The 12852-nt window shown below is 69.3% G+C and carries 10 protein-coding genes; 4 read left to right on the forward strand and 6 right to left on the reverse strand.

Annotated features, from left to right (window positions below; translation table 11 throughout):
- Both ACWGJB_RS34270 and ACWGJB_RS34275 read right to left on the reverse strand, forming a co-directional pair.
- Positions 1–1920, reverse strand: a complete 1920-nt coding sequence (locus ACWGJB_RS34270; RefSeq protein WP_453383936.1) for a molybdopterin oxidoreductase family protein — start codon at positions 1918–1920, stop codon at positions 1–3.
- A complete protein-coding gene (locus ACWGJB_RS34275; RefSeq protein ID WP_453383937.1) occupies positions 1917–2888 on the reverse strand; it encodes a 2-dehydropantoate 2-reductase in 972 nt (323 codons plus the stop codon). The genes ACWGJB_RS34270 and ACWGJB_RS34275 overlap by 4 nt, the downstream gene beginning before the upstream one ends.
- Before the next feature lie 246 nt (positions 2889–3134).
- Between ACWGJB_RS34275 and ACWGJB_RS34280 the strand changes: the two genes are divergently transcribed.
- The 4 genes from ACWGJB_RS34280 to ACWGJB_RS34295 all read left to right on the forward strand — a co-directional run bounded on the left by ACWGJB_RS34280 (position 3135) and on the right by ACWGJB_RS34295 (position 6474).
- A complete protein-coding gene (locus tag ACWGJB_RS34280) occupies positions 3135–4463 on the forward strand; it encodes an OFA family MFS transporter (protein WP_453383938.1) in 1329 nt (442 codons plus the stop codon).
- Entirely contained in the window at positions 4438–4572 is a 135-nt protein-coding gene (locus tag ACWGJB_RS34285) for an MFS transporter small subunit (protein ID WP_453383939.1), read from the forward strand. The genes ACWGJB_RS34280 and ACWGJB_RS34285 overlap by 26 nt, the downstream gene beginning before the upstream one ends.
- Positions 4573–4719: 147 nt before the next feature.
- Positions 4720–5667: a beta-ketoacyl-ACP synthase III gene (locus ACWGJB_RS34290; protein ID WP_453383940.1), complete on the forward strand. Its 948-nt coding sequence runs from the start codon at positions 4720–4722 to the stop codon at positions 5665–5667.
- Positions 5668–5796: 129 nt separating this feature from the next.
- The gene (locus tag ACWGJB_RS34295; RefSeq protein WP_453383941.1) at positions 5797–6474 is read left to right on the forward strand and encodes a GntR family transcriptional regulator; all 678 of its coding nucleotides are present in this window, start codon (positions 5797–5799) and stop codon (positions 6472–6474) included.
- A 248-nt stretch (positions 6475–6722) separates the two neighbouring features.
- Here the strand turns inward: ACWGJB_RS34295 and ACWGJB_RS34300 are convergent, their stop codons facing one another.
- From ACWGJB_RS34300 to ACWGJB_RS34315, 4 genes are all read right to left on the reverse strand, one after another.
- Positions 6723–7511, reverse strand: coding sequence for an SAM-dependent methyltransferase (locus ACWGJB_RS34300; RefSeq protein ID WP_453383942.1), 789 nt, complete (start codon positions 7509–7511; stop codon positions 6723–6725).
- A 279-nt stretch (positions 7512–7790) separates the two neighbouring features.
- Positions 7791–9194 (reverse strand): OFA family MFS transporter, encoded by a 1404-nt coding sequence (locus ACWGJB_RS34305; RefSeq protein ID WP_453383943.1) that lies wholly within the window; start codon positions 9192–9194, stop codon positions 7791–7793.
- A gap of 1 nt (position 9195) precedes the next feature.
- The gene (locus tag ACWGJB_RS34310; protein WP_453383944.1) at positions 9196–10584 is read right to left on the reverse strand and encodes an OFA family MFS transporter; all 1389 of its coding nucleotides are present in this window, start codon (positions 10582–10584) and stop codon (positions 9196–9198) included.
- Positions 10585–10707: 123 nt separating this feature from the next.
- Positions 10708–12852 (reverse strand): acetate--CoA ligase family protein, encoded by a 2145-nt coding sequence (locus tag ACWGJB_RS34315; protein WP_453383966.1) that lies wholly within the window; start codon positions 12850–12852, stop codon positions 10708–10710.

Below are 12852 nucleotides of genomic sequence, written 5' to 3' on the forward strand. Positions count from 1 at the left end.
TCACCTCACGATGGTCGCGACCGGGAGCTTCTCGATACGGATCGCCGACGCCTTGAACTCCGCCGTCCCCGCGATCGGGCAGTTCGCCTCGATCGTCAGCTGGTTGGTGTCCACCTCGTCGGGAAAGTGCATGGTCATGAAGGCGAGACCGGGGCGCAGGGCGGTGTCGATCCAGACCGGGGCCACGACCGAGCCCCGCCGCGAGGACACCTGGACCTCCTCGCCGACGACGACCCCGTACCGCTCGGCGTCCTCCGGGCACAGCTCGATGTACTCGCCGCGCCGCAGCGGGGAGGCGTAACCGCCGCTCTGCACGCCGGTGTTGTAGGAGTCCAGCCGCCGCCCGGTGGTGAGCCGGACGGGGTACTCCTCGTCGGTGAGGTCGACCGGCGGATCGTGCCGGACCAGCCCGAAGGGGGCCGGCAGGCCGCGCCGCGCCGGGTCCTTCTCCCACAACCTGCCGTGCAGATAGGCCGGTTCGAGACGCTCGGTGCTCGGGCACGGCCACTGGATGCCCTGGTGCTCGGCGAGCCGGTCGTACGTCATCCCGTAGTGGTCAGGGGAGACCGACCTCAGCTCGTTCCAGACGGCCTGGGCGTCGGCGTACTTCCAGTCGTGGCCGAGGCGGGTGGCGAGGTCGCAGAGGATGTCGATGTCCTCGCGGGCCTCGCCGGGCGGGGTCACGGCCCGGCGCACCCGCTGCACCCGCCGTTCGCTGTTGGTGGTCGTGCCCTCGGTCTCCGCCCAGCCGGCGGTCGCGGGCAGCACCACGTCCGCCAGCTCCGCCGTCCTGGTGAGGAAGATGTCCTGGACGACCAGGAAGTCGAGGGCGCTCAGCCGGCGGATCGCCTGCTCGCTGTCGGCCTCCGACTGGGCCGGGTTCTCGCCGATGCAGTAGACCGCCCTGAGCGTGCCCTCCTCCATGGCCTCGAACATCTCGGTCAGGTTCAGCCCGTAGTGCGGCTGGATGACCGTGTCCCAGGCCGACTCGAACTTCAGCCGGGCGTCCGGGTCGAGGATGTCCTGGAAGCCGGGGAGGCGGTTGGGGATCGCGCCCATGTCGCCGCCGCCCTGCACGTTGTTCTGGCCGCGCAGCGGCTGCAACCCGGCACCGTAGCGACCCACCTGGCCGGTGAGCAGGGAGAGGTTGATCAGGGCGCGGACGTTGTCGGTTCCGTTGTGGTGCTCGGTGATGCCGAGGGTCCAGCACAGCTGGGCGCGCTCGGCGCGGGCGTAGGCGTGCGCCAACTCCCGTATCGCGGCGGCCGGGACGCCCGTCACCTTCTCGGCCAGCGACAGCGTCCACGGTTCGACGAGCGCCCGGTACTCCTCGAAGCCGCTCGTCGCCCGCTCGACGAACGCCTCGTTGGCCAGCCCCGCGTGGATGATCTCCCGGCCGATCGCGTGCGCCATCGGGATGTCCGTGCCGACGTTCAGTCCGAGCCAGCTCTCCGCCCACTCGGCGGTGGAGGTGCGGCGCGGGTCGACGGCGTACATCCGGGCGCCGTTCCTGATGCCCTTCAGTACGTGCTGGAAGAAGATCGGGTGCGCGAAGCGGGCGTTGGATCCCCACATCACGATGACGTCGGTGTGCTCGATCTCCTCGTACGAGGACGTGCCGCCGCCGGAGCCGAAGGCGGCGCTCAGGCCGGCCACGCTCGGGGCGTGACAGGTCCGGTTGCAGGAGTCGACGTTGTTGGTGCCCATCACCACCCGGGCGAACTTCTGGGCCACGTAGTTCATCTCGTTGGTGGCGCGGGCGCAGGAGAACAGCCCGAACGCCCCCCGGTTGCGGTCCAGGCCGCGAGCCGCGCGGTCCAGGGCCTCCTGCCAGCTCGCCCGCCGGAACGGCTCGTCACGGGAGTCCCGTACCAGGGGGTGGGTGAGCCGGGTGTAGGTCTTCTGCTGCCGTTTCCTCATGCGGCGCTCCTCAGCGCGAGCAGGTCCGAGATGGCGTGCACGGTGCGCAGGGTGGGCACCTCCACGCCGGTGATCCCCGCCAGCTCGACGACGGCCGCGAGGAGCACGTCGAGTTCCAGCGGCTTGCCGCGCTCCAGGTCCTGGAGCGTGGAGGTGCGGTGGTCGCCGACCTTCTCGGCGCCCGCGAGCCGGCGTTCGATGGAGACACCGACCTCGCAGCCGAGCGCCTCGGCGACCGAGAGCGTCTCGCGCATCATGTCCTCGATGACCCGGCGGGTGCCGCCGTGCAGGCACATCTGCCGCATGGTGGCCCGGGCCAGCGCGCTGATCGGGTTGAAGGAGATGTTGCCGAGCAGCTTGAGCCAGATGTCGTTGCGCAGCTCCGGCTCCACCGGGCACTTCAGCCCGCCGCTCTGCATCGCCTCGCTGAACCGCAGACAGCGCTCGGACGCGCTGCGGTCGGGCTCGCCGATCGAGAACCGGGTGCCTTCCAGGTGCCTTACCACGCCCGGGGCTTCGAGCTCGGTTGCCGCGTAGACCACACAGCCGACGGCGCGTTCGGGGGCGAGTACGGCGCTGACCGCGCCGCCCGGGTCGACGCTCTCGACGCGGTGGCCGTCGTAGGGGCCGCCGTGCCGGTGGAAGTACCACCAGGGGATGCCGTTCTGGGCCGCGACCACCGCCGTGCGCTCGTGCAGCAGCGGCTCGATCAGCGGCCCGCACGCCGCGTACGAGTTGGCCTTCAGCCCCAGGAAGACGTAGTCGACCGGGCCGATCTCGGCCGGGTCGTCGGTGGCGTGGGCATGCGCGGTGAAGTCGCCGCGCGGGCTGAGCACCCGTACTCCGTACTGCCTCATGGCCGCCAGATGCGGTCCACGGGCGACGAGATGCACATCGGCGCCCGCGCGGTGGAGTGCGGCACCGACATAGGCGCCGATCGCACCGGCGCCGAGGACTGCGACTTTCACGGAACACTCCGTTCGGTTTGAGGGATACCGCGGAGGTGGCCTCGGGGAGACCGGGTCGTGGGTCGTCGTGCGAAGCGGTCCGGCCGTCGGCCGAATCATGTCGACGAAATATTGTCTACAGTATGGAGTCGGGCCCGACAAGGGTTCCGACAGCGACCGTTCGGCGCATTCTGGATACCGCTCATCGCATACGATCGAGCCGTTGGGTTCTCAACTACCCTGACCCGGCCCTACCGTTCGGGACTCATGAGCAGCCCCCCTGTAGCACCGCCGGGCTGGAGCCGCTGGCTCGTCCCGCCCGCCGCCCTCTCCGTCCACCTCTCCATCGGCCAGGCCTACGCCTGGAGCGTCTTCAAACCGCCGCTCGAATCCGCGCTGAACCTCAGCGGCACCCAGAGCGCGCTGCCCTTCCAGCTCGCGATCGTGATGCTCGGCCTGTCGGCCGCGTTCGGCGGCACCCTCGTCGAGCGCAACGGACCGCGCTGGGCCATGACGGTCGCCCTGGTCTGCTTCTCCACCGGCTTCCTGATCTCCGCGCTCGGCGCCGAGACCAAGCAGTACTGGCTGATCGTCCTCGGCTACGGATTCGTCGGCGGCATCGGCCTCGGCATCGGCTACATCTCGCCCGTCTCCACCCTGATCAAGTGGTTCCCGGACCGGCCCGGCATGGCCACCGGCATCGCCATCATGGGCTTCGGCGGCGGCGCGCTGATCGCCTCGCCCTGGTCCGCGCAGATGCTCTCGTCCTTCGGCAGTGACAACGATGGCATCGCCCTCGCCTTCCTGGTGCACGGACTGGCGTACGCCGTCTTCATGACCCTCGGCGTGCTGCTGATCCGGGTGCCACGCAGCGAGAAGCCGGTCGCGGACGCACCGAGCGCCTTCGAGGGCGTGCAGGTCTCGGCGAACACCGCGATCCGCACCCCGCAGTTCTGGTGCCTGTGGGTCGTGCTCTGCATGAACGTGACCGCGGGCATCGGCATCCTGGAGAAGGCCGCCCCGATGATCACGGACTTCTTCGCCGACAGCTCCACTCCGGTGACGGTGTCCGCGGCGGCCGGGTTCGTCGCCCTGCTGTCCGCCGCCAACATGGCGGGCCGCATCGGCTGGTCGTCCACCTCCGACCTGATCGGCCGCAAGAACATCTACCGCGTCTACCTCGGTGTCGGCGCGCTGATGTACCTGCTCATCACGTTGTTCGGGGACTCCTCCAAGCCGCTGTTCATCCTCTGCGCCCTGGTGATCCTCTCCTTCTACGGCGGCGGCTTCGCCACCGTCCCCGCCTATCTGAAGGACCTCTTCGGCACCTACCAGGTCGGCGCGATCCACGGCCGGCTGCTCACCGCCTGGTCCCTGGCCGGTGTGCTCGGGCCGCTGATCGTCAACCGGATCGCCGACCACCAGAAGGACGCGGGCAAGCACGGCGCCGACCTGTACACGCTGTCCTTCGGCATCATGATCGGACTGCTCGTCATCGGGTTCGTCGCCAACGAGCTGATCCGGCCCGTCAACGTCCGCCACCACATCCCCGCCCCCAGGGAGGCCGTCGATGTCGAACGAGAGCAGCGGGCCTGAGACCGACCGTCGCTGGCTGATCGCCGTCGCCTGGCTCTGGGTGGGCGCGCCCTTCGCCTACGGAGTGTATGAACTCGTGCAGAAAGCGACTCAGCTGTTCAACGGGTGAACCGGGAGAATGCTCGGGCGTCCGAGGGTCTGCAAGAAGCCGACAACTCGGGCGCCCGTTTCCTGTGGCCTTACGTGCCGTCGTACCCGTGAGTCACTGAACAGACTGGTGGGCCCACACCGAGGCAACGAGGGGGACCCACCACCCATGAACGGCTCGCGCATCGCCGCCGTCGGCCACTACCAGCCCGCCAAGGTGCTCACCAACGAGGACCTGGCGGGTCTGGTGGACACCAGTGACGAGTGGATCCGCAGCCGGGTGGGCATCCGCACCCGGCACATCGCAGGGCCCGACGAACCCGTCGACGAGCTGGCCGCGCACGCCGCGGCCAAGGCCCTCGCCGCGGCCGGCCTCACCCCCGCCGACATCGACCTGGTCCTGGTCGCCACCTCCACCGCGATCGACCGCTCCCCGAACATGGCCGCTCGCGTCGCCGCCCGGCTCGGGATCCCGCAGCCCGCCGCGATGGACGTCAATGTCGTGTGCGCCGGTTTCACCCACGCGCTCGCCACCGCCGACCACACCGTCCGGGCGGGCGCCGCCACCCGTGCGCTCGTCATCGGCGCCGACAAGATGTCCGAGGTGACGGACTGGACCGACCGCACGACGTGTGTCCTGGTCGGCGACGGGGCGGGTGCGGCCGTGGTCGAGGGCTGCGGGCCCGGTGAGCAGCCCGGGATCGGGCCGGTGCTGTGGGGTTCCGTCCCCGAGATGAGCCACGCCGTACGGATCGAGGGCACCCCGCCGCGGTTCGCGCAGGAGGGGCAGAGCGTCTACCGCTGGGCCACCACCCAGCTGCCGCCCATCGCCCGGCGCGCCTGCGAGAAGGCCGGGGTCACCCCCGCCGACCTCGCGGCGGTCGTGCTGCACCAGGCGAACCTGCGGATCATCGAGCCGCTCGCGCAGAAGATCGGCGCGGTCAACGCGGTGGTCGCCAGGGACGTCACCGAATCGGGCAACACCTCGGCCGCGAGCATCCCGCTCGCGCTGTCCAAGCTGGTCGAGCAGGGGAGCGTCACCAGCGGCGACCCGGTCCTGCTCTTCGGCTTCGGCGGCAATCTGTCGTACGCGGGGCAGGTCGTGCGGTGTCCCTGAGGGGCGCGTTCCGCGGTGTGACGTGGTCAACTCCCGCTTCCCCTGGCAGTTGTGCGCCGTAGACTGTAGACGAAAGACAATCGATACTGAGTGTCCGCTCGTAACGGGTGTCTGCCGAAGGGGGACCCGATGTTGTCAGCCGGACTGCCGCAGGGCGCGGTGCCCAAGCTCGAACGCCCCGGACCGCTCCGTGACCGCGTCTACGAGGCACTGCTGGAACTCATCACCACCCGCGCCCTCCAGCCCGGCCAGCACCTCGTCGAGAGCGAACTCGCCGGCCACCTGGGCGTCTCCCGGCAGCCGGTGCGCGAGGCGCTCCAGCGGCTGAACACCGAGGGCTGGCTCGACCTCCGGCCCGCGCAGGGCGCGTTCGTCCACGAGCCCACGGAAGACGAGGCCGACCAACTCCTCACGGTCCGCACCCTGTTGGAGGCGGAGGCGGCGCGGCTGGCGGCGGCCGAGGCGGGCAGCGCGGGAGTGGCCGCGCTGGAATCCCTGTGCGCCGAGGGCGAGAAGGCCGTCGCCGCGGACGACGTGGACGGGGCCGTCGCGCTGAACGCCGCGTTCCACGCCAAGATCATGGACCTGGCCGGCAACACGGTCCTCGCCGAACTCGCCGCCCAGGTCGACCGCAGGGTCCGCTGGTACTACACGCCGGTGGCCCGGCAGCGCGGCCACCAGTCCTGGATCGAACACCGCGAACTGATCGCGGCGATCACGGCCCGCGACGAACAGCTGGCGACCAGGCTGATGCGCGAACACACCGAGCACACCCGGCGGTCGTACCACGAGCGGCCGAAGGCCTGACCAGGCCGCCGGCAAGGTCGAAGCCAAGGGCCGGAGCCGCTGCCCGGCCAAGTGGTACGCCCGCTGGCGCGCACGGCGAGAACGGCCTGCTCGACCGGCTTGCACCGAAACCCCCTGGAGGACGAGCGCGCCGTCACGGCGTCCGCCTTCTGGCACCGTGCGGTCGCGTGCTTCGCCTTGTCGCGTCACACGGCCCTGCGCGGCCCTCCGTCGTCGGCCGCCCCCTGCCCTCGGGTGCGAGGACGTTCTTACGGCACGCGGGCGACGCCGACGTAGAAGCCGCTCAGCTCCGGGGTGGGAGCCGGTGAATCCTTGTACCACTGGGTCGCGGTGACCAGCCCTGGAGCCACCAGTTCCAGGCCCTCGAAGAACGGCTCGATCTCGGCCCGCGTACGCATGCGCAGGGGGATCTCGCCCTTGCGGTAGGTCGTGGTCACCGACTTGACGAGGTGCGGGTGCTCGTCCGCGGTGCCGTGGGAGAACATGAAGTAACTGCCCGAGGGCAGCGCGTCGAGAAGCGTCCGCGTAAGACCGTAGGGGTTTTCGTCGTCGGTGATGAAGTGCATCAGCGCGATCATCGACAACGCGACCGGCCGGGTGAAGTCCAGGAACGTACGGGCGTGGTCGAGGATGGTTCCCGGCTTCCGTACGTCGGCCTCGATGTAGTCGGTGCTTCCCTCGGGACTGCTGATGAGCAGAGCCTCCGCGTGCCGCAGCACGATGGGGTCGTTGTCGGCGTAGGCGATCCGCGCCGACGGCACTATGCCTTGCACGATCTGATGCAGGTTCGGCTGGGTCGGGATGCCCGTACCGATATCGAGGAACTGGTCGATGCCGTTGCCGGCCAGCCAGGCCGCCGCGCGGTGCATGAACGCCCTGTTGCGCATGGCGTTGAGACGCGCTTCCGGTGGCAGTTTCGCCGCCACCTCCTCATCAACCGGATAGTTGTCCTTGCCGCCCAGCAGCCAGTCGTAGACGCGTGCCGGGTGGGGCCGGCTCGTGTCGATACGACTTTCGCGGGTGGGGTCTGCCGTCATGCATGACTCCAGCGTGTACTCGATCGCTGACCGACTCACCGAGGTCGCTTCGTGCGCCGTGGATGAGGCGGTGGAGGGCATTGCGATTGTGCCATTGGCCAAGCCCTCACGCGGAGTTGTCGCTCGGTGTGCCCACAACGTCATCGATTCGGCCCGCCGCGCCCTCAACCTCGCGCCGTGACCTGCCGAGTGCGCAGGGTCCGGAAACGGTTGAGTCCCGGACATCGGTCCGGGACTCAACCGCTGGGGAGACCTCGACGTAAGGTTCCGTGGGACCCGTCAGGTCGCCGTCTGCGGCTGTACCGCACCCACCTTCGCTGTCGTGCCCGGGCCCCGGCCCGGCTGCCGGAGCAGCAGGGCCACCCCCGCCGCCAGCATCGAGATGCCGCCGGCCAGGGCGTACGCGCCGTTGTAGCCCCAGGCGCCGACCACCATGGAGCCGAGGCCGCCGCCGAACAGGCCGCTGACGAGCTTGCCGCTGTAGACCAGGCCGTAGTTGGTGGCGTTGTAGTTCTCGCCGAAGTAGTCCGGGGTCAGTGCGGCGAAGAGCGGGTAGAAGGCGCCGCCGCCGAAGCCGGAGAGGAAGGCGAAGAACAGGAACAGCCACTCGCTCTTGACGTCACCGGCCCAGATCACGCCGAACTGGGCCAGGCCCAGCACGACGATGACGAAGACCAGCGTCGGCTTGCGGCCGAGGCGGTCGGAGAGCCAGCCGACCACGCCGCGGCCGATGCCGTTGATGACCGCCATCACGCCCATGGAGGAGGCCGCGACCAGCGGGCCGAAGCCGACGTCCTTGGCGAAGTCCACCTGGAAGGAGATACCGAAGATCGAGACGCCGGCCGTCATCACGATGGAGATCCACATCAGCGGGAGCATGCCGGTGCGGATCGCCTCCTTCGGCGTGAACTGCCGTACCGCGGGCGGGTTCTTGGCGAGAGCCGTGGCGCTCTTGGCGTCGCCCGACTGGTAGAGCGGGTCGATGTCGGCCGGCCACCAGTTCTTCGGCGGGTCCTTGAAGAAGAACGCGGTGACCAGGACCACGACCATCACGTAGGCGCCGATGAGGTCCAGGACGCGGTGGTAGTTGGCGGTGTCGAAGGCGTAGTTGAAGATGAAGATGAAGGGGAGTGAGCCGTAGGCGAAGCCACCGTTCACGAATCCCGTGCGGGCGCCCCGGCGTTCGGGGAACCACTTGCCGACCATGTTGATGCAGGTCGCGTAGACCAGTCCGGAGCCGAGACCGCCGATCACACCGAAGCCGATGATCGCCAGCCAGATCTCGCTGATGTGCGACAGCGCCAGGAACCCGATCAGGCACATCACGGACCCGGTGTACATGGCCCGGCGTGCGGTCAGGATGCCCTTCTCCCGCAGCCAGCCCGCCGGGAAGGCGATGCCGGCCTGGAAGAACACCCAGATGCTCAGGATCCAGAAGGTGTTGGACTGCGTCCAGCCGTGCGCGTGGGACAGGGTGTCCTCCGCCGAGCCGTACGCGTACTCGAAGACGCTGATGGCCATCATGGCCACCCACGGGAGGTAGACCATGAAGTTGCGGGAGTGGCCGAGGATGTCCCGGTCGGTCTCCCCGATCCGGTACACCCGGCCGCGGGCGTCCGTCACCTCACGGTACGGACGACGCTGAGCGCCGGTGCTGTTCGTGGCTACAGGGTCTGCCGTCATGTCACGCCATCTCCTCGCCGAGCGGATGCGGGTTGGGGACGATGCGCCGGGCGCTGGGCCTGCCCGGTGCCTTGAGGAAGAGGGCCAGCACTGCGGAGGCCAGGCCGACGGAGCTCGCGAGCACGAACGCGCCGTGGTAGTCCCACTCACCCACGACGACCGCGCCCAGACCGGAGCCCACCAGGCCGGAGATCAGCTTGGAGCTGTAGACCATCCCGTAGTTGGTGGCGTTGTTGTTCTCACCGAAGTAGTCCGCCGTCATGGCCGCGAAGAGCGGGAAGATCGCCCCGCCGCCGAACCCGGAGACCATGGAGCAGAACAGGAAGAACGGCATGCTGCCCATCTGGCCGGAGACCAGCACACCGAACTGCGCGCTGCCGAGCACGATGCAGACGATGATCAGGGTGTTGCGGCGGCCGTACCGGTCGGAGATCCAGCCGATCACCCCGCGCCCGGTGCCGTTGACGATCGCCTTCAAGGACATCGCGGTGGCGACGATGCCGCCCGCGAATCCCATGTCCTTGCCGAACGGCACCTGGAAGGCGATGCCGAAGATGTTGATCCCGGCCGTGCACAGCAGGCAGAACCACATCATCCACAGGACGGGGGTACGGGCCGCCTCCTTCGGGGTGTACTGCTTGACCGCCGGCGGGTTCTTCTCCAACGCCCGCCTTATGCGCGGGTCCTGAGTGACCTTCAGGGGATCGACGTGCGACGGCCACCAGTTCTTCGGCGGGTCCTTGAAGAACCAGCCCGCCGACGCCACCACCAGACACAGTCCCACGCCGACCGAGGTGAGCAGGACCCTGTAGTTGCTCAGGTCCAGGACGGAGGTGAACAGGAACACGAACGGCACGGACCCGTAGGCGAAACCGCCGTTCACGAAGCCCGTCTTGCCGCCCTTGCGCTCCGGATACCACTTGCCGACCATGTTCACGCAGGTCGCGTAGACGAGACCGGCGCCGATACCGCTGCACATGCCGAAGCCGAGATAGGCGACGACCACGTTCGGCGCGAACGCCAGCGCCACGTAGCCCAGCAGTGTGCCGACCGCGCCGATCAGCATGGCCGTACGCGCGGGGAGCCGTCCGCTCTCCCGCAGTTGCCCGGCCGGGAAGGCCACGGCCGCCTGGAAGAACACCCAGACGCCCATCAGCCAGAAGATGTGCCCGCTGCTCCACAGATGTGCCTCGTGCAGCGTGTCCTCCGCCGATGTGAACGCGTACTCGGCGGAACTGATGCCCATCATGCCCACCCAGGGCAGGATGACCATCCACTTGCGTGTGCGGCCCATCAGATCGACGTCGGTCTCGCCGATCCGGTATGTGCGGCCGTTGCGGTCCGTCACCTCCCTGAAGGGGACGGACGCCGTTAGATCGATGGATGACATGTTCGTTCAGCACCCCTTGCGTCGAAAGCTCTGGCCAGCGCCCCCTGTCCAATGCCTTTCGTGCGCGCACGGGTCCCGGGGCCGGCCGCAGCGCACCGCCGGCCGGCCCCCTCCTCGGCTAGGTCATGAGCCGCCCCCCAGCAGTCCGGCCGCCCGCGCCCAGCGGTACTTGGCGCCGAGCACGGCCACCGGCCGTTCGGTCGTGTACGGGTACGCCACGACCCCCCGCTCGTACAGGTACTGGCAGGCCTCCTCGACCTCGACGTCCCCCGCGAGCGAGGCGACGACCGGCTTCTCGATGCCCCGCTCCCGGAACTCCGCGACCACCCGCGCGGTCAGCTCCGCGAACACCATCGGCGGGGTGACGATGGTGTGCCAGTAGCCGAGGACCAGTGCGTGGATGCGCGGGTCCTCAAGACCGAGCCGGATCGTCGCCTCGTACGTCGACGGCGGCTCGCCGCCCGTGATGTCCACCGGGTTGCCCGCGGCTCCGAAGGGCGGGATGAAGCGGCGGAACGCCTCGTCCAGGTCCGGCGGTATCTCCATCAGGGACAGGCCGTTGTCGGTGATGGCGTCGGACAGCAGCACACCGCTGCCGCCCGCGCCGGTGATGATCACGACGTTGTCGCCCTGCGGGGCCGGCAGCACCGGCAGGCCGCGCGCGTACTCCAGCATGTCGTTCAGACCCGGCGCCCGGATCACACCCGCCTGCCGCAGGATGTCGTCGTACACGGCGTCGTCACCCGCGAGGGCCCCCGTGTGCGAACCGGCCGCCTTGGCACCGGCTGCCGTACGCCCCGCCTTGAGGACCACGACAGGCTTCTTCGGTACGGTGTTCCGCGCCGCGTCGACGAAGGCGCGGCCGTCCTTGAGGTCCTCCAGGTGCATCGCGATGCACTCGGTGTGCGGGTCCTCGCCGAACCAGGTCAGCAGGTCGTCCTCGTCCAGGTCCGACTTGTTGCCGAGGCCCACGATCGCCGACACACCCGTCTTCGTGGTCCGCGCGAAGCCGAGGATCGCCATCCCGATGCCGCCCGACTGGGACGTCAGCGCCACTCCGCCCTTCACGTCGTAGGGCGTGCAGAACGTGGCGCACAGGTCCTGCCAGGTGGAGTAGTAGCCGTAGATGTTCGGGCCGAGCAGCCGGACGCCGTACCGCTCGCCGATCGCGACGATCTCCTCCTGGAGTTCGTGTTCGCCGGTCTCCGCGAAACCGGAGGGGATCAGGACGGCGTTGGGGATCTTCTTCCGGCCCACCTCCTCCAGCGCCGCTGCCACGAACTTGGCGGGAATGGCGAAGACTGCCACGTCCACCTCACCGGGAACGTCCGTGACACTCTTGTACGCCTTGCGGCCCAGAATGTCATCGGCCCTGGGGTTCACCGGATGGATCTCCCCGGCGAAACCGCCGTCGACGAGGTTGCGCATCACCGAGTTGCCGATCTTGCCCGGCTCGTTGGAGGCGCCGATCACGGCGACCGAGCGGGGCTGCATCAGCCGGCGCATGGAGGTGAGGATCTCCTCGCGCGCGTACTTCCGGCGCGGCGGCGGCTGCTTCTCGGCGAGGATGATCCGGATGTCGGCGGCGACCGCACCCTGTGGGGTGGCGATCACCGGGTTGAGGTCCACCTCGGCGATCTCCGGGAAGTCCGCGACCAGTTGGGAGACGCGCCGGATCTGCTCGGCGACCGCCCAGCGGTCCACACCGGCCTGCCCGCGCACCCCGCGCAGCACTTCGGCGGCCTGGATGGAGTCCAGCATGGACAGCGCCTCGTCGGCGGAGACGGGCGCCAGCCGGAAGGTCACGTCCTTCAGGACCTCGACCAGCACTCCGCCGAGCCCGAACGCCACGACCTTCCCGAACGTCGGGTCGGTCACCGCGCCGACGATGACCTCCTGCCCCTTCGGGAGCAGCTCCTGCACCTGCACGCCCTCGATGCGGGCGCCGGCGTCGTAGGCCTTCGCGTTCCCGACGATCCGGTGGAAGGCCGCGCGCACGTCCGCCGCGCCCTCGACCCCTACGATCACCCCGCCGGCGTCGGTCTTGTGCAGGATGTCCGGCGAGACGATCTTCATGACGACCGGTCCGCCGAAGCGCGCCGCGTACGCCACCGCCTCGTCGACGTCCCTCGCCAGCTCCTCGCCCGGTACGGCGATCCCGTACGCATCGGCGATCACCTTGCCCTCGGGCGCCGTGAGCGCGTCACGGCCCTCCGCGCGTACGGAGTCGAGGAGTTGGCGGACCCGCAGCTCCCGGTCCTCTGCCAT

The sequence above is a fragment of the Streptomyces sp. NPDC054813 genome, from assembly GCF_053611365.1.